General features: G+C 61.1%; 22 protein-coding genes and 1 pseudogene. 12 read left to right on the plus strand and 11 right to left on the minus strand.

The window, feature by feature from the left end:
- Positions 1-24 precede the first annotated feature (24 nt).
- On the minus strand, positions 25-246 hold the full coding sequence (locus tag HWV67_RS18255; protein ID WP_175652244.1) for a cysteine-rich CWC family protein: 222 nt from the start codon (positions 244-246) through the stop codon (positions 25-27).
- Positions 239-1,726 (minus strand): sensor domain-containing diguanylate cyclase, encoded by a 1,488-nt coding sequence (locus HWV67_RS18260; RefSeq protein ID WP_175652245.1) that lies wholly within the window; start codon positions 1,724-1,726, stop codon positions 239-241. The genes HWV67_RS18255 and HWV67_RS18260 overlap by 8 nt, the downstream gene beginning before the upstream one ends.
- 213 nt (positions 1,727-1,939) lie before the next feature.
- Here HWV67_RS18260 and HWV67_RS18265 point away from each other — a divergent pair, with 213 nt between their 5' ends.
- Positions 1,940-2,416: a hypothetical protein gene (locus HWV67_RS18265; protein WP_095154822.1), complete on the plus strand. Its 477-nt coding sequence runs from the start codon at positions 1,940-1,942 to the stop codon at positions 2,414-2,416.
- Positions 2,417-2,449: 33 nt separating this feature from the next.
- On the opposite strand, the gene HWV67_RS18270 is transcribed toward HWV67_RS18265, so the two are convergent.
- The gene (locus tag HWV67_RS18270) at positions 2,450-3,556 is read right to left on the minus strand and encodes an enoyl-CoA hydratase/isomerase family protein (RefSeq protein WP_175652246.1); all 1,107 of its coding nucleotides are present in this window, start codon (positions 3,554-3,556) and stop codon (positions 2,450-2,452) included.
- Positions 3,557-3,685: 129 nt separating this feature from the next.
- Between HWV67_RS18270 and ung the strand changes: the two genes are divergently transcribed.
- The 4 genes from ung to HWV67_RS18290 all read left to right on the plus strand — a co-directional run bounded on the left by ung (position 3,686) and on the right by HWV67_RS18290 (position 11,253).
- The gene (gene ung, locus HWV67_RS18275) at positions 3,686-4,378 is read left to right on the plus strand and encodes a uracil-DNA glycosylase (RefSeq protein WP_175652247.1); all 693 of its coding nucleotides are present in this window, start codon (positions 3,686-3,688) and stop codon (positions 4,376-4,378) included.
- A gap of 176 nt (positions 4,379-4,554) precedes the next feature.
- Complete coding sequence (locus HWV67_RS18280) at positions 4,555-6,468, plus strand: hypothetical protein (RefSeq protein ID WP_175652248.1); 1,914 nt, start codon at positions 4,555-4,557, stop codon at positions 6,466-6,468.
- Between the two features lie 338 nt (positions 6,469-6,806).
- On the plus strand, positions 6,807-8,759 hold the full coding sequence (locus HWV67_RS18285) for a hypothetical protein (protein WP_175652249.1): 1,953 nt from the start codon (positions 6,807-6,809) through the stop codon (positions 8,757-8,759).
- 556 nt (positions 8,760-9,315) lie between these two features.
- Positions 9,316-11,253 (plus strand): autotransporter outer membrane beta-barrel domain-containing protein, encoded by a 1,938-nt coding sequence (locus HWV67_RS18290; RefSeq protein WP_256680148.1) that lies wholly within the window; start codon positions 9,316-9,318, stop codon positions 11,251-11,253.
- Positions 11,254-11,318: 65 nt separating this feature from the next.
- Here HWV67_RS18290 and HWV67_RS18295 read toward each other — a convergent pair whose 3' ends face one another.
- The 5 genes from HWV67_RS18295 to HWV67_RS18315 all read right to left on the minus strand — a co-directional run bounded on the left by HWV67_RS18295 (position 11,319) and on the right by HWV67_RS18315 (position 16,797).
- The gene (locus tag HWV67_RS18295) at positions 11,319-12,368 is read right to left on the minus strand and encodes an AbrB family transcriptional regulator (RefSeq protein WP_175652251.1); all 1,050 of its coding nucleotides are present in this window, start codon (positions 12,366-12,368) and stop codon (positions 11,319-11,321) included.
- Positions 12,361-13,875, minus strand: coding sequence for a tripartite tricarboxylate transporter permease (locus HWV67_RS18300; RefSeq protein ID WP_095154826.1), 1,515 nt, complete (start codon positions 13,873-13,875; stop codon positions 12,361-12,363). The genes HWV67_RS18295 and HWV67_RS18300 overlap by 8 nt, the downstream gene beginning before the upstream one ends.
- 1 nt (position 13,876) lies before the next feature.
- Positions 13,877-14,335: a tripartite tricarboxylate transporter TctB family protein gene (locus HWV67_RS18305; protein WP_110973362.1), complete on the minus strand. Its 459-nt coding sequence runs from the start codon at positions 14,333-14,335 to the stop codon at positions 13,877-13,879.
- A gap of 156 nt (positions 14,336-14,491) precedes the next feature.
- Positions 14,492-15,472, minus strand: coding sequence for a Bug family tripartite tricarboxylate transporter substrate binding protein (locus HWV67_RS18310; protein ID WP_175652252.1), 981 nt, complete (start codon positions 15,470-15,472; stop codon positions 14,492-14,494).
- Positions 15,473-15,507: 35 nt separating this feature from the next.
- The gene (locus HWV67_RS18315) at positions 15,508-16,797 is read right to left on the minus strand and encodes an OprD family porin (RefSeq protein ID WP_175652253.1); all 1,290 of its coding nucleotides are present in this window, start codon (positions 16,795-16,797) and stop codon (positions 15,508-15,510) included.
- Positions 16,798-16,999: 202 nt separating this feature from the next.
- Here HWV67_RS18315 and HWV67_RS18320 point away from each other — a divergent pair, with 202 nt between their 5' ends.
- Positions 17,000-17,671 carry a response regulator gene (locus tag HWV67_RS18320; RefSeq protein ID WP_110973365.1) on the plus strand — a complete coding sequence of 224 codons (672 nt, stop codon included), beginning with the start codon at positions 17,000-17,002 and terminating at the stop codon, positions 17,669-17,671.
- On the plus strand, positions 17,664-19,046 hold the full coding sequence (locus tag HWV67_RS18325; RefSeq protein ID WP_095154831.1) for a sensor histidine kinase: 1,383 nt from the start codon (positions 17,664-17,666) through the stop codon (positions 19,044-19,046). The genes HWV67_RS18320 and HWV67_RS18325 overlap by 8 nt, the downstream gene beginning before the upstream one ends.
- 18 nt (positions 19,047-19,064) lie before the next feature.
- On the opposite strand, the gene HWV67_RS18330 is transcribed toward HWV67_RS18325, so the two are convergent.
- Positions 19,065-19,874: an HDOD domain-containing protein gene (locus HWV67_RS18330; protein WP_095154832.1), complete on the minus strand. Its 810-nt coding sequence runs from the start codon at positions 19,872-19,874 to the stop codon at positions 19,065-19,067.
- A gap of 61 nt (positions 19,875-19,935) precedes the next feature.
- Positions 19,936-20,865, minus strand: a complete 930-nt coding sequence (gene ygfZ, locus HWV67_RS18335) for a CAF17-like 4Fe-4S cluster assembly/insertion protein YgfZ (RefSeq protein WP_175652254.1) — start codon at positions 20,863-20,865, stop codon at positions 19,936-19,938.
- A 135-nt stretch (positions 20,866-21,000) separates the two neighbouring features.
- Here ygfZ and HWV67_RS18340 point away from each other — a divergent pair, with 135 nt between their 5' ends.
- Positions 21,001-21,255 carry an FAD assembly factor SdhE gene (locus HWV67_RS18340; RefSeq protein WP_095154834.1) on the plus strand — a complete coding sequence of 85 codons (255 nt, stop codon included), beginning with the start codon at positions 21,001-21,003 and terminating at the stop codon, positions 21,253-21,255.
- Positions 21,239-21,691, plus strand: coding sequence for a protein YgfX (locus HWV67_RS18345; protein ID WP_175652255.1), 453 nt, complete (start codon positions 21,239-21,241; stop codon positions 21,689-21,691). Before HWV67_RS18340 ends, HWV67_RS18345 begins: the two co-directional genes overlap by 17 nt.
- On the opposite strand, the pseudogene HWV67_RS18350 reads toward HWV67_RS18345, so the two are convergent.
- Positions 21,660-21,851: pseudogene (locus tag HWV67_RS18350) on the minus strand (L-aspartate oxidase); the annotation flags it as partial. The gene HWV67_RS18345 and the pseudogene HWV67_RS18350 overlap by 32 nt on opposite strands.
- Before the next feature lie 43 nt (positions 21,852-21,894).
- Here HWV67_RS18350 and HWV67_RS18355 point away from each other — a divergent pair.
- The 3 genes from HWV67_RS18355 to HWV67_RS18365 all read left to right on the plus strand — a co-directional run bounded on the left by HWV67_RS18355 (position 21,895) and on the right by HWV67_RS18365 (position 25,175).
- The gene (locus tag HWV67_RS18355) at positions 21,895-23,334 is read left to right on the plus strand and encodes a tyrosine-type recombinase/integrase (protein WP_012273935.1); all 1,440 of its coding nucleotides are present in this window, start codon (positions 21,895-21,897) and stop codon (positions 23,332-23,334) included.
- 194 nt (positions 23,335-23,528) lie between these two features.
- Complete coding sequence (locus HWV67_RS18360; RefSeq protein WP_131672185.1) at positions 23,529-23,978, plus strand: hypothetical protein; 450 nt, start codon at positions 23,529-23,531, stop codon at positions 23,976-23,978.
- Positions 23,979-24,935: 957 nt separating this feature from the next.
- The gene (locus HWV67_RS18365) at positions 24,936-25,175 is read left to right on the plus strand and encodes a hypothetical protein (protein ID WP_012273933.1); all 240 of its coding nucleotides are present in this window, start codon (positions 24,936-24,938) and stop codon (positions 25,173-25,175) included.
- The last annotated feature ends 158 nt before the right edge of the window (positions 25,176-25,333 follow it).

Genomic DNA, 25,333 nt, shown 5'->3' on the forward strand with positions numbered 1-25,333 from the left:
GACGGCCGTAAAAGGGCGCGCAGTTTAGCCGTTTGACGAAGTGTCGGCAGCTTTCAGTTGGGCATCGACCTGCGCACACGACGGGCACAGGCAGGCGACGTTGCGCAGCTCGGCGGGCAGCGCCTCGATCAGCGCCGGATCGATCTGCACGCTGTAGCACCAGCAGGCCCGGTCTGCGGTGCGCGGATCGGCGAGGCTGCACTGATTGAGGGCGCCGCAGGCGGGGCAGCGATCGGGATCAGCCATGGTCGGGCGCCGAAGGTTCGCAGCAGACGCGATTGCGCCCGCTCTGTTTGGCCCGGTACAGCGCCAGGTCGGCGCGGGCGATAAGGCTGTGCAGGGTGTCGTTGGCGTGGAGGCTGCTCAAGCCGATGCTGGTGGTCAGTTCGATGGCGGTTTCCCCGAACATGAACGTCCGCTCTTCGGTGCGCTGGCGGATCTTCTCGGCCACGGCGAGCCCTTTTGTCGCGTCGGTGTCCTTGAGCAGGACGACAAATTCCTCGCCGCCCCAGCGGCAGAGGATGTCGGCCTGGCGCAGGCTGCCTTCAAGCACCCGGGCGAACTGGCGCAACACTTCGTCGCCGGCCAGGTGGCCGTAGGTGTCGTTGAGTTCCTTGAAGTGGTCGAGGTCGAGCAGCAAGGCGGTCAGCGGCGCCGGCGTGCGTTCTGCTTCCAGCAGCGCCTGGGCCGCCAGCAGGTCGAAGGCACGGCGGTTGTGCAGGTGGGTCAGGCTGTCGAGGGTCGCCAGTTCCTGGATACCGTCCTGATGCCGGCGAATCATGCCGTTGATCATTGCCAGGACAATCAGCGAGATGACTCCGCAGATCGCCAGGTTCAGGTACAGCGACTGCTTCGCGCTGTCGAGGCTGTCGCCGATGGGTTTGTCGACGAACAGGTACCAGTCCAGTTCGGGAATGAAGCGCACATTGAGGTAGTGGCTCTGGCCGTTGCGCTCGTAGTCGCGGCTGCCGGTGGTCGGCGTCGGCATGCGCGCCAGCAGCGGGCTCAGCGCTGGAATGCTGTCCAGCGAAATACCCGCACGGGCGCCTTCCGGGCCGCCGGAAGAGCCGGTGAGGACAATCTTGCCGCGAGCGTCGACGAAATACACCGCCCGCTGGTAGCGCAACTGGTAGGCATCGATCAGCCTGACCACCGCATCGACCGTCAATCCGACACCGGCCGCGCCGATGAAGTTGTGGTTGTAGTCGAACACCTTGTAGTTGATGAACACCGTCATGCGGTCCTGGTTGGCCATGTCCAGGTCGACGTTGATTTCGTAGGGCGCCGTCATTTGCTTGACCCGCGCGTACCAGCGGTCGCGCTCGGTGCTCGGGTCGATTGTCTTGAGGATACCCTTGGCCTGGTAGTAGGTACCGCTCGCCTCGGACACGAAGAACGCGGTGTAGGCGCGCTGTTGGCGCTCGACCTCGCTGAGGTAGCGGGTGACCTGCTCCGGATTGGTTTCGCCAGCGAGGGTCCAGTCGCGCAGGAAGGTGTCCTGCGCCATCATCGAGGACACCACGATGGGCCGGATCAGGTCTTTCTGGATTTCCGAATAGACCGTGTCGGAGGTCAGCGGCAGTTCGGTATTGACGATGTTGTCGCGGATCGAACTGCGCGAGGCGTAGTAGCTGACCAGCGAAGTCGAGATGAAGCCGCAGCCAAGTAACAGCAGTAATGCCAGTAGCAGGGACCGTTGCGAAAACAGGGCGGAACGAAGCGGCATGGGAATCCCGGGAGCAGCTACCAATGCCTCCTATTCTAGAGGTGTAACAAAAAAATAACCGGAGGATTTTTGTCGGCTTCAACCTATTTCAAATTATTGCTGAAATCGCACGGCACGGACTTTTCGCGGTCTGATTCAATGTCGATGAACGTTTGCCGATCGACGCCGACCAGCGCCGCTGGGATGGGCAGTTCCGCGGTCCAGGAGGCCGCCATGTATCGCCAACTCTCTCTGCTTGCCGTATTGGGTTTGTTGCTCACCGCTTGTGCGCCTTATGGGGGCGGTGGCTACTATCGAACCGATGTCTATTCGGTCGATCGCTATGACTATCCGGGCTACTACCGGCCGGCTTATCCCTACAACCGCGGTTACTACGTAGTACCCCAGCAACCGCGTTACTACGCTCCGGCGCCGCGCTACTACCAACCGGCGCCAGGCCCGTCCCACCGCCCGTATCCCGGCCCCGGTCGCTATGACGGTCATGGTCCGGGCCGTCCAGACGGTGGTTGGAACCGCGGGCCTGACCGCAATGATCACGGCTGGAACCGTGGTCCTGATCGCAACGACCATAACTGGAGCCGCGGACCAGGTCGTGACGACCGGGGTGGCGGTTGGCGTGGCAACCGCGGTGATGGCCGCGGCGATGGACGCAATGGCGACCGCAACGGCGACCGTGGCCGCGACCACTGATCGCTGAACCCGAACACCCCCTGACGCCTGGCCTCACGCCAGATCGGCCAGGGGGTGTCGTCCTTCCCAGGCCTTGTTGAAATGCGCTTCGACCACCGCCTCCGGCACCTGGGCAATGTCCGGCCAGTGCCAGTGCGGCGTGTTGTCCTTGCCCAGCAAACGCGCCCGCACACCCTCACTGAATTCCGGATGCCGACAGCAATTCAGGCTCATGGCGTATTCCATCTGGAACACCTGCGCCAGCGACAGATAACGCGCCCGGCTGATCTGCTCCCAGACCAGATGCGCGGTCAATGGACAGCCCTTGAGCAGCGTCCGCGCGGCATTGGCCAGCACCACGTCGTCCTGCTGCGCCAGTTGACCGATGCCCTTCCAGGCACAGGCCGGATCACTGACATCCAGCACCTTGTCGATCTTCTCCCGACGCGGCAGCCATTGCGCTGCGGGCAGTGCCTCGTGCGCCTCCTGCTCCAGCGCCTTGAGCAGGCTGTTGAGTTGCATGGCGGTCTGTTCTTGCCAGTTCAGTTGCAGCAGGCCGTCGATCAGTTGCTCCTGTTGTTCGTCTTTCATGAAGCGGTCGGCCAGACCCAGGTCGATGGCGTCGCGGCCATTGATCGGCGCACCGGTCAGGCCAAGAAACAGGCCGAGACGGCCGGGCAGGCGGGCGAGAAACCAGCTGGCGCCGACGTCCGGATAAAGCCCGATGCTGATCTCCGGCATGGCCAGGCGGCTGGACGGCGTGACGATACGCACCCCGGCGCCCTGCAGCAGCCCCATGCCACCACCGAGCACATGGCCGTGGCCCCAGCACAGCAACGGTTTGGGATAGTGGTGCAGCGAATGGTCGAGACGGTATTCGGCGGCGAAAAAGTGCGCGGCCAGCGGCGGCACTTCGCCGGGGTGGGCTCGACAGGCCTCCACCAGGCTGCGCACGTCGCCGCCAGCGCAGAACGCCTTGGCGCCGTTGCCGCGCAGCAGCACGCAGACGATCGCCGGATCCTGGGCCCAGGCACGCAGGTGCAGGCTCAACTGCTCGATCATCGGCAGCGACAGGGCGTTGAGGCTCGACGGCGCATCGAGGGTGGCAATGCCGAGGCGCGCGCCGTCGACACCGGTGAGTACTTCGAACTGCACAGCCATGGGCGACCTCACTCAAGTAGACCCGACAAGTATGGTCGCTGAGGCTGATCGTGCAGGTCGCCGGTCGGATCGATTGACAAGCGCGGACAGCTTTCCTAGTGTCCGCCCCATTGTTCAACGGATACCCCCATGACCGACGACGACCGTATCAAGCTCGAACCCAGTTGGAAGGAGGCCCTGCGCGCCGAATTCGAACAGCCCTACATGCACGAACTGCGCGAATTCCTGCGCCAGGAAAAAGCCGCCGGCAAAGAGATCTATCCGCCTGGCCCGCTGATTTTCAACGCCCTCAACTCCACGCCGCTGGACCAGGTGAAAGTGGTGATCCTCGGCCAGGACCCGTCCCCCGGCCCGGGCCAGGCCCACGGCCTGTGCTTCTCGGTGCAGCCGGGCGTGGCCACGCCGCCATCGTTGGTCAATATCTATAAAGAGCTGCACCGCGACCTCAACATCGAGATTCCCCGCCACGGCTACCTGCAGTCCTGGGCCGATCAGGGCGTGCTGCTGCTCAACACCACCATGACCGTGGAGCGCGCCAACGCCGCGTCCCACGCCAACAAGGGCTGGCAGTTCTTCACCGACCGGATCATCCAGGTGGTCAGCGAGCGGCAGTCCAATGTGGTGTTCCTGCTGTGGGGCGCTCATGCGCAAAGCAAGAGCAAGCTGATCGATGGCAGCAAGCACCTGGTACAGAAATCCGTGCACCCGTCGCCGCTGTCCGCCTATCGCGGATTCCTCGGCTGCGGGCATTTCAGCCGTACCAACAAGTTCCTCGAAGAGCGTGGACTGACGCCGATCGACTGGCAAATCCCCGCGCTCTAGCGCCACTTCTGCTTTCTACTCCGCGCCCGGTCTTGACCGGGCGTTTTCGTTCGTGGGCGTTCATGAATGGTCCCGACAACGCCAGCCGCAAGCGAGAGACCTAGCATTTTTGTCAGTTTCGCGAAGCACGGCCTGGGTGTTGAATGCTCCCATTGATTTGCCGAGGAGTAATCACCATGCAGAAAGCACCGCTCTGCCAGAGTTGCCTGGCGTCCCGCACCGGCGTGTTCGAGCCACTTGAAATCCCGGGTGTGCTGGCGCCCTTGCCGGGCCACGCGGCGTCTGTCCTGCCGGTTGCCATGCAAGGTCAGCCGCTGAGTGTGGAGGCAACCAACCCCTGGCCTGAATTCGAAGATGATCCCAATGTCTGGATGCAGTTCGGTCTGTACGTAGACGGCGTCATCGTCGATATCGTTGAGCTGCTGCCGCCCTATGACGCCGCGACCCAGTTCCCGGTGCGCTTCACGGTGCCGGCGGACAAGCTAGCAGTGCCGCATATCTACACCTTGTTCTACCGGGTGCTGTTCGAGGACTTCAACTGGGCCGACTCCGTTCCCGTCTTGCTGGAAGTCGACCACCGCGCACCCAACGGCGACAACCCTGGCGAGCCGTTGATCTTTCCTCCCGAGGTCATCCGTGACGGTGTAACCGAAGCCTGGCTGGCGCTCAACGGTGACCGACTCCGGGTCGAGGTGCCGCGCTGGCCGGACATGCAGCTCGAGGACGAGGTGCTGCTCTATTGGGGCGGAACCAACGAGTCCGTGCCAGTCGGCCGGCTGGTGATCGATTCCAGCCACCTGGTGCCGGGCACCGTGATCGAATTCCACTACCTGGGCGATACCCTGCGCGAGAAAGGCGGCGGCACGCACCACGGCTATTACCGGCTCAGTGATCGCGCGGGCAACCTTGGCGATCCGGCGCCCCCTGTACCGATCAGGGTCATCGATCTTCCTGCCACTCCGGGCGACTTTCCCGCACCCGTCGTGCCGCTGGCCAGTGTCGATAAACTCATCGACCTGGAAGATGCGCGCACCGGTGTGACAGTGCGTATCGACGAGATCGCCGACGCGGCGGCCGGCGATACGCTACAGATCTGGTGGAATGGTCGGGCATTGCCCGTGCTGACCTTGGGTGACGGTTTCCAATGGCCGCAGAGCGCGCCGGTTGACTGGGCCACTCTTTCGGCGGATGGCTTCGACGGCGCCGAGCCTTGCGAGGTGTTCTACGAATGGCAGCGCGGCGGCGGTGCGCCCAGGAAGTCGCCTTCCACACTGTTCGAAGTCGATCTTTCCGTTGCCGGGCCGAACCCGATCGGACCAGACCCGATCAACCCGGGCCTGGCTACCGTGGTGGTCAAGGGCCTGACCGGCGATAACGTGCTGGCGGGGCCCGATCATGGCCAGGATGCGCGGGTGGTGGTGGCGCTTTATGCCAACCCGGTCGTCGGCGAGCTGCTGGAATTGCATTGGGGCGATCATCCGCAACCGGTGGATATCCACCGCGTGCAGGCGGCCGACAGGCCCGGGCAAGAGATTGTGTTCAGCGTGCCCTGGGACATCATCGAGGCCGTGGGCAACGATCCGGCGCTGCCGGTCTGGTACTGGGTTTCCAACGATACGAACCGCCAGCGCAGCGCGGATACCCCGGTGCGGGTGGCTGTCTTGCCACTGGAAGGCCTGGGCCCGGTGTCATTCCCCGATGCCACCCTGTGGGGCTTTATCAACTGTGAAGCCGAACCCTGGAACGGCATCCGCATCCGTGTCCCGGGCAACCCGGACCTCCTGGCGGCGGGCGACGAAATCGAAGTGAGCTGGGAATTGTGTACCGGGCTGACCGGTGAACAACCGCTTCTGGACACCGTGTTCTTTCCACCGGTCAGGTTGACTGCCACCGAGGCGGCGCAGGGCCTGGATTTCCTGATGGAGCGATTCATCGACCTGGTCTTGCCGCTGCAGATGGAAGACGGCTCGGCCAACGTGGGTTACCGCCTGACCAAGGTCGATGGCACGCCGGGCATTTCAGCGAACAAGGTCGTGAAAATCTCCCTGGTGGTACCGGGCAATACCAAGCCTTGCGATGGCAGTTCGTAAGTTGCGCGGATGGCGTACCTGATATTTTTATCAGGTGCGCAATTTCCAAGTGTGGGATTTACTTACAGGCAGGGCGATGAAACATAGCGTCAATAGCGAATCACTATTTGATGCAACGTGCACGAAGTGAACAGCGGTATTGCGAGCGCTAGCGGCGTAGGTATTCGCTCGTCAACTATAAATCGAGTGCCCGAGTTTCACGTGGTGATAGGAAGGCAGACCTGACATTTTTATCAGGTGCGGATTCGTGAATTTTGGAATCTACTTGAGTACGACGCTCCTGGACAGGTCATTCATGGCTTAAGGCCATTTAACTTGGAAAGTTTGGAGTTATTATCATGACCAAGGTCGAAAATATCTCGGGTGAGGAAAAACCGAGCGTATTCGCTGAACGCAACGCAAGCGACAAGCGCGCCCGCGATGCCATGAAAGATCTTCAGGCGCGTCAAGCGGCGGGCGAGTTCTTCCCGAGCGCGGGAATGCCGAGAATTGATCTCCTGCCGTTGCAACCCGTGAATACCTTGGCGGATAACGGTGACGGGCAGACCAATACGTTACCTGTGGATGAACATGTGAACGGCCTGAAAGTGACCCTGCACGAATGGCCAGACATTGGAACGGAAAATTGGGTGATGTCGTTCGCCATCGACGACGACGATTGGACGGTGATAGAAACGGTCTCTCCCGGGTTTACCTCCCTGGAGGTGACCATTCCGTTGGGAGACCACAGTTATGATCATGGTCGGCATACCCTCCGTTACTTAGGCCTGAATGAACTCGATTTCAATGAATGGGAAGGGGTCGATTTCGATTTCTACGTAGATATCATCGATCCCAACCGGGACAATGAGCCTGACAAGCCGTTACTGCCATTAGACCTGCCCGGCGGGGTGATCACCCCCGCTTACCTTGATCAGCATGGCAGCGTGACCTTTACCCTGCCGACGCCGGACGATCACAAGCCGGGTGATACGTACAGCTTCTTCATCGACAGCCAGGAAGTGGTTACCAATCAACCTCTGGCGACCCCATTCGAGGTCGTCGTGCCTCGCAGTACCTTCGATGGCTTGTCTGCCGGGCTCTACAGCATCCAGTACACACTGACCGACCGTGCCGGAAATCGCACTGATATGTCGGTCCAGGAAACTATCACCTTGTCCAAAGTCCCGGCGCCCGTGCTCAGGGCACCCGACCTGTCAGCAGGGGGCGCCATTACCTTGGCCGAAGCGCGTATAGGTGTGGATGTCCGCCACGATTATGACGATCCGTTGCCGGGCGATATCGTGACCGTCACCTGGGCGGGGGTACGGCTGGATTCGCACTTCATTCCGACCGAATACAAAACGGCAACCTTCGAGGACATCCTGCAGGGTGGTGGTCGGGAATACAGTGGTGAGGTGACCTATGAACTGAATCGGGACGGTGCCATTTATCTATCACCTCCTGCCCAGATCGATGTCGACCTGAACCACACCGGACCGGTGAACCCTGATGAGCCCAACCCGATCAACACACTGCTCGATCCGGCAGTCCTGACTAGTTCGACCAACCAGACCGACCTGATCGAAGCGGCGGACGTTGGACAGGATGCGACCATTACCGTGCAGCTTTATCAGGGTGCTGCGGTCGGCGAGTTGATCCAGGTGTATTACGGCGACGCTGCATCGCCGGTTGGCCAGCCAGTTGATCTCGAGGCTGGGGACATCACGGCGGGTGAAATCACCGTCAACTTGACCTGGGCGCAGATCCAGGCAAAAGGCAACGGCACCATCCGCTTGTTCTACCAGATCTACCCGGCAGGCAAGCCGGAGAACTGGCAGCAGTCGCCCGATACCGACGTGACGGTAACGGTCAATAACATCAGCGACCTGCCCGATGCGCAATTCCCTGGCCGCCATCCGACGGGCAACGTCATCAACTGCTCTCATGAGCCCTGGATCAACGGCGTCGATGTGCTGATGCCTTATCCGGCCTTGAGGGAGGGCGACATCCTGACCCTGAACTGGGTGCTGGATTCGACCTACCCGCCTGCTGTTGGCCCGCTTCCGCAAACCCCCGTGGAAGCGACCCGTAAGGAGTTTCCGCATACGGTGAACATTACCGAAGCGGCTGCTGGTCAGGTGATTTTCAACGTGCCCTGGGGGCCTTGGTTGTCCACCGTGACGCGGGGCTCGATCGTTGTGTTCTGGAAGCTCTCGCGAGACAACGGCACGGTTACCGGAACTTCACTGCAAAGTTTCGTGAGACTGAGCCGTGAGGGTCCAGGGGTTATCTGCGGACCGGCAGTGTGACCTGAAAACAGCGGTCCGGAATAGCAATATTCCGGACTGTTTTCCATGGAATGGCCGGGAGGTGAAAATGTAATGAGTTGGTGAAATTTCTTATAAGTCATGTGGAAAATTCCTACATACAGTCTGTAGGACGCTAATTACTCTACGTTTCCCCAAAAGCTTCTGTTCGGAAAGTATCGATCTTGTTGGTTCTGTACGGAATATTCAATTCAACAACGTAGGTAACTCTGTCATGGATATCAAAAAGCAAGTGGTCGAGTACGGCCTGGTTCGTGCACTTCCCTTTTTATTGATTTTTCCACTGTCTTTTAATTCAAACCCGATCAATGCTGCGACCGTTGTCGATGGTGTGGAACTTGATATCGACTCGAGCACTGCAGTTGACGGGTATGAAGTTCGTAATGGGGGGACGCTCAATGCGCAGGGAGCGACCACCAATAAAATCGTTGCCATGTCAGGTGCGAAAGTAAATATCACCGGCGGAACAGTGACCGGTACTGGTATTGGGGCTGCGCTTGAATTCAGCGCATCGTCGCTCAATTTGGACGGTGCCCAAGTGACCCACAGCTCGGGCCGGGGCTTGACCCTGGGCACCGACGGTGCAACCCGTGAAGGTTCGCACGCCCAGGTTTCCAACAGCAGCATCACAGGTACCGCCGCGGCAGTATTGGTATCCACCGAAAGCACCCTGAACCTGCTGAACACCGATCTTGTCGCCACAGGTGCCAACAGCTCGGGGCTTGTGCTGCTTTCCGGCACGGCGAGTGCTCAGGGTGGCAGCATCACCGGTGTGGAAGAGGGCATCACCGTTCGCTCCTCGGGCGGTACTGCCGCAGGCTCGCTGGTCCTCAGTGGCACCCGGGTCACCGGCCAGAACGGCTCCGCCATCGAGTTGACCGGCAATAGCACCACCACCGTCGATATTCTCAACGGCACCACCCTCAGCGCGGGCAACGGCACCATCATCGATGTGCTGAACGCCTCGACTGCCACCGTAAACGTCGGGCAGAGCAACCTGACCGGCAATCTCAAGGTCTCCGGTAACAGCACCGGCAATTTCACCTTCGACAATGGTGGCCTGACCGGTGACTTCATCGTCGAGCAGGGCGGTACCGGCACTCTCGCGCTGAACAACGGCTCGCTGTTCACCGGCCGCATGGAAAACGTGCAGGACGCCAGCATCGACAGCACGTCCCACTGGATGATGACCGGCGACAGCAGCGTCACCAACCTGAACATGAATGGCGGCCGCGTCACCTTGGGCGACACCGATTCCTTCTACACCCTCAATCTCGAAACCCTGTCCGGCAACGGCACGTTCGTGATGGGGTCGAACTTCGCCAACAACGAAACCGACTTCATCAACATCACCGGTGAGGCCGCTGGCAACCATGACCTGCTGATCAGCGCCAGTGGCACTGATCCGGCGGCTGGCGTGCCGTTGCAGGTGGTGCATACCGGCGGCGGCGGTGCCCAGTTCAGCCTGCTGGGTGGTGCAGTGGACCTCGGTGCCTACTCCTACAGCCTGAAGCAGGAAGGCGACGACTGGTTCCTTGATCCGGAAACCCGCACCATCAGCCCCGGCACCAAGACGGTAATGGCCCTCTCCGGTACCGCGCCGACTGTGTTCTACGGCGAACTGACCACCCTGCGTACCCGAATGGGCGAGTTGCGCTACAGCGAAGGCCGTAGCGCCGGTGTCTGGATGCGCGCCCATAGCAACCAGTACAACGTCGCCGATGCTTCGTCTGGCGTGGGTTACACCCAGAACCAACAAGGCATGTCCTTCGGTGCGGACGCGCCGCTGCCTTGGGGTGACGGCCAATGGCTGATCGGTGCCCTGGCCGGCTACAGCAAGTCCGACCTGAACTTGAGCCACGGATCCAGCGGCACTATCGATAGCTACTACCTCGGTGGCTATGCCACCTGGCTGGACGCCAAGAGCGGCTACTACGTCGACACCGTGATCAAGTACAACCGCTACCAGAACGATGCCAAGGTCGGCCTGAGTGATGGCACCCGGGCCAAGGGCGATTACGACAACCACGGTATCGGTGGTTCGGTGGAAGTGGGGCGGCATATCAAGCTCAAGGACAACTACTTCGTCGAGCCTTTCGCGCAGATTGCGGGGACCGTGATCCAGTCGAAGGACTATCGCTTCAGCAACGACATGGAAGCCGACAGCGGTGCGACCCGTTCCCTGCTCGGCAAAGCCGGTGCCACTGTGGGCAAGACTATCCACCTGGACGAGGGCCGCATCCTGCAGCCGTACCTGAAGGCTGCGCTGGCCCACGAGTTCGCCAGCAACAACAAGGTCAAGGTCAACGAAAACAGCTTCAACAACGACCTGTCCGGTTCTCGTGGGGAGCTGGGCGCCGGTGTCGCACTGTCGCTGTCGAGGGACTTCCAGGTGCATGCCGATTTTGAATACAGCAACGGCAAGAACATCGAAATGCCGTACAGCATGAACGTAGGACTTCGCTACCTCTGGTAAGCGAAGCGGATGGGGGGCAGCATGGAGCTGCGTTTTGTGGCCCGGGTCGGTGCCCCGGGCTTTTTTTATGGCTCGGTGGAATCGCGCGAGAACTGGCTGTCCCAGTGCCGGAATAACGGCTCCGCCAGAAACAGCACGAACAACAGCCGCATCATCTGCAGCGCCGTCACCAGCGGTACCGACAGTTGCAGGGTTTCCGCGGTCAGGCTCATCTCGGCGATACCGCCGGGCATCATGCCCAGCGTCAGCGAACGCAGGTCTAGATGGGTCGCGGCACTGAGCGCCAGGGCGGCGATGGCGGCAATCAGCATGGTCAATACGGTGGCCGCCAGGGTGCGGGCGAGGAACGAAGGCGCGCGCCGGAAGAACGCACGGTTGAAATGACAGCCCAGACCGCTGCCGATCAGCCACTGGCCGATCTGGCTGGCGCCGTCCGGCAGACCCAGATGCAGGTTCCAGCCGATACTGGCGACACCCGCCACCAGCAGTGGCCCGAACAGCCACGGATTGGGCTGCTTCAAGCGTTGCCAGGTCCACGCCACCAGCGCGCCGAGCGGGAACAGCAGCGCCAGCCAGGCCCAATTGACCGCTCCGGCATGGGCGATCGGCACGCCGTCTCCCAGCAGGTACTTGAACGCCGCTGGCACGCACAGCACCACCGCCAAAACCCGCAGACTCTGCCCGGCCGCCACACGGCTGAGGTTGGCGCCATTGCGCGCGCCAAGGTTGACCATCTCGCCCGAGCCGCCCGGCATGCTGGAGAAGAACGCGGTGGCGCGGTCCTCGCCGGTGCGCCGCAGCAGCCAGACGCCGACCACGCTGGAAAAACTGGTGATCAGCGCGCCGAAGAAGATCAGGCCGAAATGGCTGGCAACCTGTTCAGCGACATGTGGCGTGAAGTGCAGACCGATGCCGATCCCGACCACCCATTGCCCGCACTTGCGCCCACCCGGGATCTCCGCCAATTGCCACGGTGTAAGGCAGCGCACCAGGATGATCGCCAGCAACGACCCGACCATGAACGGCAACGGCCAGCCGATGGCGCTGGCCGCGAACCCGCCGGCCAGGCCGACCAGCGGGGTTGCCCACCATTGTCTGAAAGACGACTCAGACATCGGCCAGGGCGCGACGCTGCAGTACCCGGCGACGCCAGATGCGGATCAGCGGCAGGGTCATCATCAGCACGGTCAGGGTCCACACCGCGACACTGATCGGGCTCGACCAGAGGATGTCCAGCGCGCCATTGGAGATCGACAGCGCGCGGCGCAGGTTCTGTTCCATCAGCCCGCCGAGGATGAAGCCGAGCAGAATCGGCGACAGCGGGAAGTCCAGCTTGCGCAGGATGTAACCCATGATGCCAATGCCGACCATCAGGAACAGGTCGAAGGTGGTGGCGTGCACGGCGTAGACGCCGATCGCGGTGATGATCGCGATCACCGGCACCAGCGCCCAGTTCGGCACGGCAAGGATGCGGGTGAAGATGCGGATCATCGGGATGTTCAGGATCACCAGCATGATGTTGGCGATGAACAGCGAGGCGATCAGGCCCCAGACGATGTCCGGTTGTTGTTCGAACAGCATCGGGCCGGGAGTGATGTTGTACAGGGTCAGTGCGCCGATCATCACGGCGGTGGTGCCGGAACCTGGAACGCCGAGGGTCAGCATCGGCACCAGGGCGCCGCAGCAGGAGGCGCCGATGGCGGTTTCAGGGGCAGCGAGACCACGGGCGTCACCTTTGCCGAACTTGCCGCTGGCACCGGCGATGCGCTTCTCGGTCATGTAGGCCACGGCGCTGGCGAGGGTCGCCCCGGCGCCGGGCAGCACGCCCATGATGAAGCCGAGCAGGCCGCAGCGGATATTCACCACGAACACCGAGGCCGCTTCCTTGAAGTTGAACAGCATGCGTCCGGTGGCTTTCACCGCTTCGTGGCCGTGGTGGGTCTTTTCCAGTAGCAGGAGAATTTCGCTGATGGAGAACAGGCCCAGCACCAGCACGACGAACTGGATGCCGTCAGCCAGGTGCACGCTGTCACCGGTGAAACGGTACACGCCGCTGTTGGCGTCGATGCCGACGCTGGACAGGAACAGGCCGATCAACGCGGCAATAAAGGTTTTCAGCGGTCGGTCGCCGGCCATCCCGCCGAGACAGACGATGGCGAACACCATCAGCACGAAGTACTCCGCCGGTCCGAAGGCGATCGCCCATTTCGCCAGCAGCGGGGCGAACAGCACCATGCCGCAGGTGGCGATGAAGGCGCCGATGAACGAACTCCACGCCGACAGCGACAGCGCCACACCGGCCAGGCCCTGGCGGGCCATCGGGTAGCCGTCGAGGGTGGTCATCACGGTGGAGGCTTCGCCCGGGATGTTGAGCAGGATCGAGCTGATCCGGCCGCCGTATTCGCAGCCCAGGTAGACCGCCGCCAGCAGGATCAGCGCCGACTCCGGCGGCAGGCCGAGGGCGAACGCGATGGGGATCAGCAGCGCAACGCCGTTGATCGGACCGAGGCCCGGCAGCAGGCCGACCACGGTGCCGATCAGGGTGCCGCAGAGTGCGGTGACCAGGTTGTACGGGCTGAGGGCCACGCCGAAGCCCTGGCCCAGATAACTTAAGGTATCCATGTCAATTCTCCAGAACGTCGAGCAGGCCAAGCGGCAGTGGAACGTCCATCACCCGGTCGAACAGCACGTACAGGGCGATGCTCATGAAGCCGACGATGATCACGCTGTGCAGCCAGCGACCACCGTAGAGACGGGCCATCGGCACGCCGATGAGGATGCTGCTGACGATGAAGCCGAGGGATTCGAAGGTGGCGGCGAAAACCACCAGCAGACCGACGCAGAGGCCGATCTTGTTCAGGGTTTCGCGGTCCAGTTCCGGCTCGTCCTCACTGCGGACGATCGGGGTGGGGCGAAAGGCCAGGTAGAGCAGGGCCAGGCCCATCAGGCCGAGCATCAACAGCGGGTAGGCGCGGGGGCCGACGGGCTCGTAGGAAAATGCGGCCTGGTAGGGCCAGGCCATGACGGCCAGGGCGGCACACACCGCCAGCAGTATCAGGGCGAAGACACGTTGCAGGATCATCAAGAAATCCTCAGTGAGGGCAGGGGGCCGCGTTGCGGCCTTCGCGAGCAAGCTCGCTCCCACAGGGTTCGGTAGTCAGGATTGGCTCGCCCCGGCGGGAGCGAGCCTGGCGGGTTGCCGTACGGTCGCGAAGGACTGCGCAGCAGCCCCGGGGAACTACTGAATCAGCCCGAATTCCCGAGCTAGCGCCTTGTAGTCGGCGACCTGCTTCTTGACGTAGGTGTCCAGCTCTTCACCGGTCATGGCGAACGGGAACAGCTCGCGCTGGTCACGCAGCTTGGCGAACTCTTCGGAGGCCAGCAGCGTGTCGAAGGACGCTTTCCACCAGGCATAGTCTTCGTCGCTCACCTTCGGCCCGAGGTAGAACCCGCGCACCACCGGCCAGACGATGTCGTAGCCCTGTTCCTTCGCGGTAGGAATGTCCTTCATCTCCGGCTCGTCCAGGCGCTTGTCGGAGAACACTGCGAGCAGGCGCATGTCGCCGCTCTGGATATGCGGCATGGAGTCGGAAATGTCGGTACTGCCGACCTGGATATGGCCGCCGAGCAGCGCGGTAGCAATTTCGCCGCCGCCTTCCAGGGCCACGTAGCGCAGGTCGCGCGGGTTGATGCCGGCGGCCTTGGCGATCAGCGCGGTTTGCATCCAGTCCTGGCTGCCTACGGTGCCACCGGAACCAATCACCACTTTGCTCGGATCTTTCTTCAAGGCCACGACCAGATCGTCGAGGGTCTTGTAGGGCGAATCATTTTTCACTGCGATAGCACCGTAGCTGGTGCCCACCGCCGCCAGCCAGCGCACGGCGTTTTCGTCGAACCGGCCGAACTTACCCTGGGCCAGGTTCAGCAGCGAACCGCTGGACCAGGCCACCAGAGTCCCGGCGTCGCCCGGACGCTGGGCGACCACGGCGTTGTAGGCCACCGCGCCGACACCGCCGGGCATGTAGGTCACACGCATCGGCTTGCTGAGAATTTTCTCGTTGACCAGTGCGCTTTGCACCAGCTTGCAGGTCAGGTCGAAGCCACCACCCGGCGAGGCCGGGGCGATGCATTCAGGGCGTTTCGGTTCGGCAGCCAGCACCTGGCCGGCCAGCAACAGGCAACCAGTGGCGAGGGCGATTCGGCGTAGTGAAAAGGTCATCGTCAGTCTCCGTAGCTTTAATTGTTATAGGCGGATTACCACAGGGCCACGCTGTAGCTCACCAGCAGCCGCACCTCGTCCGCGTCGCGGGCGAAGTTGGAGCGGTAGGTGGCGTTGCGCAGGCGTACGGCGACGTTTTTCAGCGTCCCGCTCTGCACCACGTACTTGAGCTCGGTGTTGCGTTCCCATTCTTTGCCTTCGCTGCCGTTCGCCAGGCTGACGTTGTCCCCGTTGACGTAACGGGTCATGAAGCTCAGCCCTGGAATGCCGATTTTGGCGAAGTCGTAGTCGTAACGCACTTGCCAGGAGCGCTCGTCGGCCCCGGCGAAGTCGTTGATCTGGACGAAGTTGACGAGGTACGGGTCGGAGCCATCCACGTAGGGGAAGGCGCTGTCGCCGGACATGCTCTGGTAGGCGGCGCTCAACTTGTGGCCGTTGAGGCCGTAGCTGAGCATGCCGTTGAGCGAGGTGTTGTCGATCTTGCCGCCGCGGGCCTGGCCCTGGTCATCGCTGATCGCCAGGCGCAGGTCGGCGCCGAAGGTGCCCGGGCCAAACGGCTGGGTGGCGACCAGGCCGGCGAAGTGCTGGCGATACACGTCGTCGAGCTGGGCGAAGTGATAGCTGCCGGTGATGCGGTCGGTGAATTTGTAGTCCAGGCCGGCAAGGTCGAAATGATTGCCGGCGACGGTGCCGAGGAAGCGACCGTTCTTGTTGTTCAGTGCGATGTCTTCCTTGTTGGTGTCATCGCGATCCTTGGCCTTCTCCAGGCGCCCGCCGGTGAAGGTCAGGTTCTTCAATTCCTTGGAGGTCAGCAATCCGCCTTCGAAGGTCTGCGGCAGGATCCGCCCGTCGTTGGGCTTGAGGGTCGGCAGTTCCGGGATCAGGGTGCCGATCTTCAGCTCGGTGGCGGAGATCTTCACTTTGCCGGTGAGGCCGAGCTTGGAATATTCATCGGCGGCGCGGCCGTCGTCATGGGTCGGCAGCAGGCCGGTGCCGGTGCGGTCGGGGCTGGAGTCAAGCTTGACGCCAAGCATGCCCAGCGCATCGACGCCAAAGCCGACGGTACCTTCGGTGTAGCCGGACTGGAGGTTGAGCATGAAGCCCTGGGCCCATTCGTCGCGCTTGGATTGTTGCGCGCTGGTGCCGTCGCGAAAGTCGCGGTTGAAGTACATGTTGCGGGTTTCGAAGGTGGCGCTGCTGTCTTCGAAGAAGGCGGCCTGGCTCAGCGGAGCGACGCTGCAAAGGGCGATGGCGCTGGCGAGGGAAGTCTGGCGAGTGATAGGACGACGAGTAGGCGCGAACGCCTGCGGCTGTGATGACAGCATCGTGGAGTAACCCCGTTTATTGTTCTTATCGGTTCGAACACTGCGGTTCGTTCTACGGCTCCCGGAAAGGGCCGTGAACGGATGCTAGGGGCTCAACCTTTCGCTAACCTTTCAATCGACTTTCATCCGCGCGGTGGCTTCACAGGCCATGCTTCCTCTGTAAACTCCGCGCCACTGAACGCGATGCGACCGGGAGAAATCGATGCGAGTGCTGCTCGTCGAAGACCATCTGCAACTGGCCGAAAGCGTGGCCCAGGCGCTGAAAAGCACCGGCCTGACCGTGGACGTGCTGCACGATGGCGTGGCCGCCGACCTGGCCCTGGCCAGCGAGGAATACGCCGTGGTGGTGCTCGATGTGGGCCTGCCGCGGATGGACGGCTTCGAAGTGCTGGCGCGCCTGCGTGCCCGTGGCAAGAACGTCCCGGTGCTGATGCTCACCGCGCGCAGCGACGTCAAGGACCGGGTCCACGGCCTCAACCTCGGCGCTGACGATTACCTGGCCAAGCCGTTCGAACTGACCGAGCTGGAAGCGCGGGTCAAGGCCCTGTTGCGGCGTAGCGTGCTTGGCGGCGAGCGCCAGCAGCGCTGCGGTCCGCTGGTCTACGACCTCGATACTCGGCGTTTCACCCTCAGCGATGAACTGCTGACCCTGACCTCCCGCGAACAGGCGGTGCTGGAGGCGTTGATCGCCCGTCCTGGCCGGGTGATGAGCAAGGAGCAACTGGCCTCCCAAGTCTTCGGTCTGGACGAGGAAGCCAGCGCCGATGCCATCGAAATCTACGTCCATCGGCTGCGCAAGAAACTCGATGGCCACGCTGTCGCCATCGTCACCTTCCGTGGCCTCGGCTACCTCCTTGAGCACCGTGATGCGTAGCGCCGGCAGCCTGCGCGGCCGTCTGCTTTGGAACCTGGCGCTGCTGCTGGTGGTGCTGATGATCGCCAGCGGCCTGAGCGCCTACTGGAACGGTCGCGAAGCCGCCGACACCGCCTACGACCGGACCCTGCTGGCCTCGGCGCGGACCATCGCCGCCGGCTTGTCGCAACGCGATGGCACCCTCAGCGCCGACGTGCCCTACGTGGCACTCGACACCTTTGCCTACGACAGTGCCGGACGCATCTATTACCAGGTCAACGACATCCACCAGAAGTTGATTTCCGGCTACGAAAACCTGCCGGCGCCGCCCCCCGGCACCCCGCGCACCGACGATTACCCGGCGCTGGCGCGGTTTTACGATGCGCGCTACCTGGGCCAGGACGTGCGCGTGGTCAGCCTGCTCAAGGCGGTCAGTGAACCGAACATGAACGGCATGGCCGAGATTCGCGTGGCCGAGACCGAGGAAGCGCGGGTCCGCATGGCCCGCAGCCTGATGGCTGATACTTTGCTGCGCCTCGGCATGCTGGCGCTGGGGGCATTGCTGCTGGTGTGGTTTGCCGTCAGTGCGGCGCTGCGACCGCTGGAACGGTTGCGCGGCGCCGTGGAAGAGCGCCAGCCGGACGATCTGCGGCCGTTGCCTTCAGTGGAAGTGCAGCACGAACTGGGGCCGCTGGTGCGGGCCTTGAACCACTTCACCGAACGCTTGCGCGAGCAATTCGAGCGTCAGGCGCAATTCATCGCCGATGCCGCTCACGAGTTGCGCACGCCGCTGGCGGCGCTCAAGGCGCGGGTCGAGTTGGGGCTGCGCTCGAAAGAGCCGCAGGTCTGGCATGAAACCCTGCAGGCCACGGCGCAGAGCACCGACAAGCTGACACACCTGGCCAATCAGTTGCTGTCCATGGCGCGGGTGGAAAACGGCGCCCGGGCGATTGCCGAGGGCGGCGCACAATTGCTCGATCTCAGCCAGTTGGCGCGGGAACTGGGCATGGCCATGGCGCCTCTGGCCCATGCCCGCGGGATCGCCCTGGCGCTTGAGGCCGAGGCGCCGGTGTGGGTTCGCGGCGAGCCGACGCTGCTCAACGAGTTGCTCAGTAATCTGGTGGACAACGCTTTGGCGCACACGCCCAAGGGCGGCAACGTGATCTTGCGGGTCACGGCGCCGGGCGAGCTGGAAGTCGAGGATGACGGGCCGGGCATACCGGAGCAGGAGCGGGAGAAAGTCTTCGAACGCTTTTACCGGGGCAGTGCCCAGGGCACCGGGTTGGGTTTGGCGATCGTCGGCGAAATCTGCCGCGCGCACCTTGCCGCCATCAGCTTGCATGATGGCGAGAAGGGCGGGTTGAAGGTTCGGGTGAGTTTCAATCCGGCGGGGTGATGGTTTCAGGCCTCAACGTCAGCGAAACATCCGCTTCGCATCCATCAGCTCTTCCGACAGCACCGGACTGCTCGCCGACAACCGCAAATGCCTGAACGCCGGCAACGCCGCCAGCGGCCGTTCCCACTCGTTGCTATCGCACAGCACCCGGGCGATCTGGACGATGTCGATGTAGTCCACCTTGGCGGACTCCCGGTCCAGGTTCTGCACCTCGCCCGGTAACCCGGCCAGTTGCTCGGGGAACTCCCAGACGCTGAGGATCTTGTCGCCCAGCACCGGCTGGATCTGCTCGATCACATGGTTCAGGCAAACCGGGTCCGACAGCAGTTCGTTGTGCTCCTCGGCATAGGTCAGGATCGGCAGCACGCCGATCTGATGGACCAGCCCCGCGAGGGCGGCCTGATCGGGTTTCAGCTCGGTGAAGCGTTGGCACAGTTCATAGCTTATCCCCGCAACCTCAAGACTTTTCGCCCAGATTTCGCGCATTTTCTGCTCGATCACTTCCGAGCGGGCATGGAAGATCTGCTCGATCACCAGGCCGATTGCGAGGTTGCAGCTGTAATTGACCCCCAGTCGGGTGATCGCGGTCTGCAGGTCGGTGACTTCAGTAATAGCGCGCAGCAGCGGGCTGTTGACCACTTTGATCAGGCGAGCGGCGAGGGCGGCGTCGCTGCCGATCACTTTGCTCAGGGTGCTGACACTGATCTCGCTGTCTTCCGCCGCTTCGCGGATGCTCAAGGCAACCTCGGGCAGGGTCGGCAAGACCAGATCGTCATTGTCGATGGCGGCCAGTAACTGCGTTTGGACCATCTCGGCCAGCGTGTTCATCGTGATTCTCTCCCGCGTTCAGGGATGGCCCCGTCGGTATGCGCGGTGGGGCGTGGCGGGTTCAGCGCTGGATCTCGCGGTCGCGGTCCAGTTCGTAAGGTAACGGCAGCAGGCTCAGGCGTGGGCCTTCGAGACTGCCCAGATGCAAGTTGTCGTCTTCGACGGCGTCGGCTGTCAGCACCGCGAGCAGTTCGCCGCGGGCAGCAATCACCACTTCGCCGACGGATGAACCGTGGGTCGGCGAGAAAATTTCGCTGCCGGGGGCCGGCATCTCGCCTTCGCTCAGGGCCAGCCGGTACAGGCGGCGCTTGAGCTTGCCGAGGTATTGCATGCGGGCAACGATTTCCTGGCCGGTGTAGCAGCCTTTCTTGAAGCTGACGCCACCCACCGCCTGCAGGTTGATCATCTGTGGAATGAACAGTTCGCGGGTTTGTTCCATTACTTGTCCGATACCGGCTCGGATTTGTCCGAGCAGCCAGTCATCCAGCTCGCCTTCCGACAGATGGTCGCTCAATTGTGCACGCACCGAGTCGGCCTGGGCGGCAGGCACCCACAGTTCGACACGGTCAGGGGACACATTGATCGCGATCAGGCCATCATGGCGCACGGTGGCGCCCGCCTGATCCGGCACGTCCAGGCCCAGGGAGGCGAGGGCGGCGTCACCGTGGCTCAGGCCGAAACGGACCCAGGCAGCGCTTTCGTCGGTGAGCTTGGCCTTGGAGAACACGGCGTACTTCTTCAGGTCGGCCAGTTGCGGCTCCAGCAGCTCGCGGGTCATGGCCAGAAGGAAGCCATCGCCTTCGGGAAGGATGCGGAAGCTCGATTGCATCCGGCCTTTCTGCATGCAGCGTGAGCCGAGGCTGGAGGTATTTTCGCTGAGATAACCGATATGGCAGGTCAGTTGACCTTGAAGGAACTTGCCAGCGTCCGAACCGCGTACAGCGAGGACGCCTTCATGGGAGAGGGTGCAGAAAAAAGCGGAGTCGGCCATGGTTCATCGCAGGTGAAATAAGACTGGGGGCCATCATAGAGTGCCATTGGCAAAATAGGTAGCGGACCTAGACCAATGCCGTGTGCCCTTGTGGGGTCCGGTCTGTATACTGGCCGCCTATTCGAGGAGGGCCCCATGGTCGAACAAACTGAACTCAATCGACTGTTCTGGCACAGCCGCCGCGGCATGCTGGAACTGGACGTACTGCTGGTACCTTTCACCCAGGAGGTTTACTCGACCCTGAGCGAGACGGATCGCGAGCTGTATGTTCGTCTGCTGAGCTGTGAAGACCAGGACATGTTCGGCTGGTTCATGGAACGCTCCGAGTCCGAAGACCCGGAACTGCAACGCATGGTTCGCATCATCCTGGACCGTGTCCAGCCCAAGTAACAGTTTCGAGTGCCGCTGGCAGGGCTCGAAGCTACTGCTGGCGGCTTATCTCGCCTGTCTCGCGCTGGCCATCACGGCGCTTGCGCTCCTGGCGATCCCGCCACTGCTTGCCCTCGCGGGCTTGGCCCTTTGCCTGGGGCATGCCTTCTGGGTCATTCCCCGCCAGATCCTCCTTTCCCACCCCGACGCCATCACCCGCCTGCGTCGCGATGCCCATGGCTGGCAGCTATGGAGTGCCGTTCGTGGCTGGCACTCGGTGCAATTGCGCCGCGACAGCATGGCGCTGCCGGGCTTGGTAATCCTGCGTTTCCGCAGGCCGGGGCAATTATTCGCCCGCAGCCAGTGCATCGGCCATGACGCGCTGGAGCCGGTGCAGCACCGGCGCCTGCGCTTGCGGTTGAAGTTCAGTCGGAAAAGGTGGGCGGCTGCAGAATAGTGTCCTTGGCGTCCGGCAGCAGGTTCGGGTAGTCCAGGGTGTAATGCAGGCCGCGGGATTCCTTGCGCTGCATGGCTGACTTGATCATCAGCTCGGCAACCTGGGCCAGGTTGCGCAGCTCGATCAGGTCACGGCTGACTTTGTAGTTGCTGTAGAACTCGACCCTGTGAGGCTAAACCCAATGGATACAGGGGTTTCAGCCGATGACCGTCAACCACCGCTCCCAAAGTGGGACAAACCTGTTACAAACTGCGCTCGCCAAGCCATACCACTATCGCCGGTCTGGTCGCTATTACCTTCGCCTTCGCCCGCAAGGAACCGTTAAGGGCTTCTTCACGCTGTCACTCAGGACCACCGACAAGGCCACCGCAATGACCATCTCAGACGACATCCTTTCGACCCTCAAGGCCTACCACTTGGACAACCCAGAGGCGTCATGGGATGAACTGCGCGCGCGCCTGACTGACTTCGCTGAGTACAACTTGACGATGGCACACGGTGACAGCTCACTGGTCGCTTACGAGATGATCAACGATGAGCATCACTTGGCGTTGCGTAAGGCGTCCGCAACGTTGCCTCTGAGTGTGAATCAGCAGCGGGCAGTCAGTAAGGCCCTTGAGATCCTTGAGGCCTCTCAGGAGCGTATGCGGGGCCGTTCAGGGAAGCTGGTCGAGATCGTTAAGGACCTCAACGATGAACCTTGTGGCACGCCTGAAGCCCTCTTTCTCTCCCAATCTGTAAATGCTTCTCCGGGTCTGACCTTTAAGTCTCTCTCTGCGCTCTACATGGAGGAACGCAAGGACAGCATTCAGGCCAGCACCATGCGGGACGTGAAGTCATCGTGTGAGGCCATCGGTGCGGTCCTTGGTGACTTGGACATGAAGAGCCACACACGGGAGGAGATGAAGGGCCTACGGGACAAGCTCCTTGAGGACCGTAAACCGTCGACGGTTAAGAAGCTGCTGACCCGGCTATCGACGGTCATGGATTGGGCTGTGAATAACGGCTATCTCGACAAGAGTTTCGACAAGGGTCTGAAGCCGACTAAGGGCGCTGACAGTTCGCGTGAGGCGCTCTCTCAGGCTCAGGTAAAGGCTCTGATGACCCATGCTAATTCTCTACCAGTGGACGCATGGCAGCGCTGGGCGTTGTCCCTTGGTGCGATCACTGGGACCCGTATTGAGGAACTGAGGCAATTGACCAAAGCTGACGTTAAGCAGGTCGGGGAAGTGTGGGTCATCGACATTAATAGGAACGATGGCAAGACAGCCAAGACCAAGAATGCTCTGCGTGTCATACCGCTAACTGACGGGGCCTATGGGTTCGACCTTAAGGCGTTCCTTGAGTTTGTCAGGAAGGCCGACTCTCGGCTGTTCACCTTGGGAGCTGGTCAGTTCTCGAACGTGCTTAATGGGGCGCTACGGGATGTCTTGAGCTTGAAAGCTGATCGGACCCAGACCTTCCACTCGTTGCGTCACTCTCTGGCCGGTGCCCTGAAGGCCGCTGAGGTGCCTGTGGGGACCGCTGAGTCCATCTTGGGGCACGCCTCGGGGTCGATCAGTTATGACCTGTACGGGGCTGGGAGTGCGGTTGAGGTAAAACGAATGGCCGAAGCTCTGATTGAGGCATTATCAGAAGGCTGATTCGAGGGTCGCTGGCGTTCGATCTGTACGGAGGCAATGCGAGCGCCTCAATGGTGCTTATGGTGTGCGGGCTTCAGGAGATTCGCTGGGTATGTGGTAGCCTTCAGCCATTACGGGTTGAAAGGAATCCATTGCAAATGGGCCTAATGAGTTTTTTTAAGAGGCGGAGCGAGCCAGCGCCGAAGGTTTACCCTGTGAGTAGTCCAGCGGTGACAGACCTTGTAGCTGATGTGTGCTCGGCGCTCAAGGCGCAGTACCAGTTACTCTGCGGTGGTGAAGATAGAGGAAATCCTCCATTAGTTCACTGGACCAACGACGGAAAACCGATTATTGATCTTTGGCTGATGGGCTATATAAGTGGTTTTTATGATGCAGCCAGTCAAAGTCGAGGCTGTCCATTCGAGCTTAATGCGCTGGAGCTTATTTTTTGCGTGTTCTATGGTGAAGAAGATGCAAGCGCGGCGGTGGCGCAATATCACGTAGTGCGCATGGCACTTAAGTCAGATTCGGAAGCGGCGAAGCTCTTCGGCTTTGATGAGTTCGAGGAAGGTATGCTTTCTGGAGGTAACGAGCTATTCGAGTGGCTGAGCAAAAAAATTCAGTGTCCGCTAAAAGTTTACAAACGGTATAGCGGGATGGCTTAGATTTAGTTTGTGCTCTGAGCGCTATTCCTTATCGGTACCACGGTCCGAAGCGATTTGGAGCTGGGTGAAGCAGCAGGTGAGTCCGTCGATCAGCGAACTGCGTCTTACAGGGCGGAGTGGTCGGAGACAGCGTAGCCAGTTGTAGCGTGTGGCTTAACTAACAAGTTGGCAGCACGTTCGACGAAGATTTAAAAACCCTCACCCAAAGAGGGACAGGCTAAATCAGCGTTGCTTTCCTTTCAAGATGCCGCAAGGTCACCTCAAGGTGGCCCTCTGCGGGCAAGGCGTGTACGTCCAGTGACTGGCGCTACCTCTCATAGGTAGCCCTATATCCAAGACCCCACGACCACCAAGCAGAGCCCTAACGGGACCTCTGGGACCAGCATCAGGTCCACTGTAGCGATTCTGTCTGACCACTCCGTGTGGAATGACCCTTGATAGGTTTGGGCCTCCTATCACTGATCGCACAGTATAAAGGGGCCTTTTAACTTAAAGACCTCTATAAGATGACTATAAGTTTAAGTCTTATTAGTTTAATTCTATAAAGAATAAAAACTTAAAGAGAATACTCTTAGAGTTACCTTAAGGTAGCTCATTAAGATCTTGGGTCTACCTTCGGTGTCGTGGTAACCGAACTGTGACCGTAACGGCTCGTTGGGTCTCCAGTATGACCAGATTAAAAATCCTCACAAGAACAGGGCAGACTGCTTAGCTAAGCGGTCGCTCTGAATTCCTCTACGTCCGTCGCTGGGCTTACTTCAACGTCAAGTCTTTCTGAATGCTTCTTGAGCCATGGTCGATGCCCGTAGTGGGGCCTTGACGGTCGGCCTGTGGGAGCGAACTCAGGGAGCATTCAAAAGGAGTCCACTACTATGTTTAACGGTATCAAAGAAATCACCATGACCACCGTCGAGATTGCCGCAATGACTGGCAAGCGTCACGACAACGTACTTCGAGATGCACAAGGGCTTTGCCTCGCTGTCGTTCCGTCATGACCAAGAAGGCGACGTATGGAAGATCCTTGCGAGCCGTAATGTTGGCGTACAGGGCTGGGACTTTGAGGTGAGCGGTGTGGCTGACGTAATGGCTCAGGCCAAGGTCAAGATCAAGCTGGCAAACCCAGCGGACCCTACTGAGAAACTTCAGGTCGAGACCGTAGACTTTCCGCTGATCACCCGTGTGGTCGTCAAGCCGTAACACCCGCTGTATCCATGAGGTCCGTAATGGGCCTCATGGGCGAGCTGTTTAGTTGCTATGCTTGGGCATCGACCATGTTACGGCAAGGCCAGCCATGAGTTTTACTCTCTGTTATACCTACAAGGACAAACGGGTGGTTACGAAGATACAAGTCGATC

This window comes from Pseudomonas sp. Marseille-P9899 (assembly GCF_903166565.1).
GTDB classification, from domain to species: domain Bacteria; phylum Pseudomonadota; class Gammaproteobacteria; order Pseudomonadales; family Pseudomonadaceae; genus Aquipseudomonas; species Aquipseudomonas huaxiensis.

Bases quoted from the DNA above. Each gene is read 5' to 3' on its own strand.
- HWV67_RS18295 (WP_175652251.1), bottom strand. From the start codon at position 12,368: ATGTCTGAGTCGTCTTTCAGACAATGGTGGGCAACCCCGCTGGTCGGC.
- HWV67_RS18340 (WP_095154834.1), top strand. From the start codon at position 21,001: ATGGTCGAACAAACTGAACTCAATCGACTGTTCTGGCACAGCCGCCGC.
- HWV67_RS18325 (WP_095154831.1), top strand. From the start codon at position 17,664: ATGCGTAGCGCCGGCAGCCTGCGCGGCCGTCTGCTTTGGAACCTGGCG.
- HWV67_RS18355 (WP_012273935.1), top strand. From the start codon at position 21,895: ATGACCGTCAACCACCGCTCCCAAAGTGGGACAAACCTGTTACAAACT.
- HWV67_RS18270 (WP_175652246.1), bottom strand. From the start codon at position 3,556: ATGGCTGTGCAGTTCGAAGTACTCACCGGTGTCGACGGCGCGCGCCTC.
- HWV67_RS18365 (WP_012273933.1), top strand. From the start codon at position 24,936: ATGCACAAGGGCTTTGCCTCGCTGTCGTTCCGTCATGACCAAGAAGGC.
- HWV67_RS18305 (WP_110973362.1), bottom strand. From the start codon at position 14,335: ATGATCCTGCAACGTGTCTTCGCCCTGATACTGCTGGCGGTGTGTGCC.
- HWV67_RS18265 (WP_095154822.1), top strand. From the start codon at position 1,940: ATGTATCGCCAACTCTCTCTGCTTGCCGTATTGGGTTTGTTGCTCACC.
- HWV67_RS18310 (WP_175652252.1), bottom strand. From the start codon at position 15,472: ATGACCTTTTCACTACGCCGAATCGCCCTCGCCACTGGTTGCCTGTTG.
- HWV67_RS18320 (WP_110973365.1), top strand. From the start codon at position 17,000: ATGCGAGTGCTGCTCGTCGAAGACCATCTGCAACTGGCCGAAAGCGTG.
- HWV67_RS18285 (WP_175652249.1), top strand. From the start codon at position 6,807: ATGACCAAGGTCGAAAATATCTCGGGTGAGGAAAAACCGAGCGTATTC.
- HWV67_RS18255 (WP_175652244.1), bottom strand. From the start codon at position 246: ATGGCTGATCCCGATCGCTGCCCCGCCTGCGGCGCCCTCAATCAGTGC.
- HWV67_RS18330 (WP_095154832.1), bottom strand. From the start codon at position 19,874: ATGAACACGCTGGCCGAGATGGTCCAAACGCAGTTACTGGCCGCCATC.
- HWV67_RS18315 (WP_175652253.1), bottom strand. From the start codon at position 16,797: ATGCTGTCATCACAGCCGCAGGCGTTCGCGCCTACTCGTCGTCCTATC.
- HWV67_RS18260 (WP_175652245.1), bottom strand. From the start codon at position 1,726: ATGCCGCTTCGTTCCGCCCTGTTTTCGCAACGGTCCCTGCTACTGGCA.
- ung (WP_175652247.1), top strand. From the start codon at position 3,686: ATGACCGACGACGACCGTATCAAGCTCGAACCCAGTTGGAAGGAGGCC.
- HWV67_RS18300 (WP_095154826.1), bottom strand. From the start codon at position 13,875: ATGGATACCTTAAGTTATCTGGGCCAGGGCTTCGGCGTGGCCCTCAGC.
- HWV67_RS18280 (WP_175652248.1), top strand. From the start codon at position 4,555: ATGCAGAAAGCACCGCTCTGCCAGAGTTGCCTGGCGTCCCGCACCGGC.
- ygfZ (WP_175652254.1), bottom strand. From the start codon at position 20,865: ATGGCCGACTCCGCTTTTTTCTGCACCCTCTCCCATGAAGGCGTCCTC.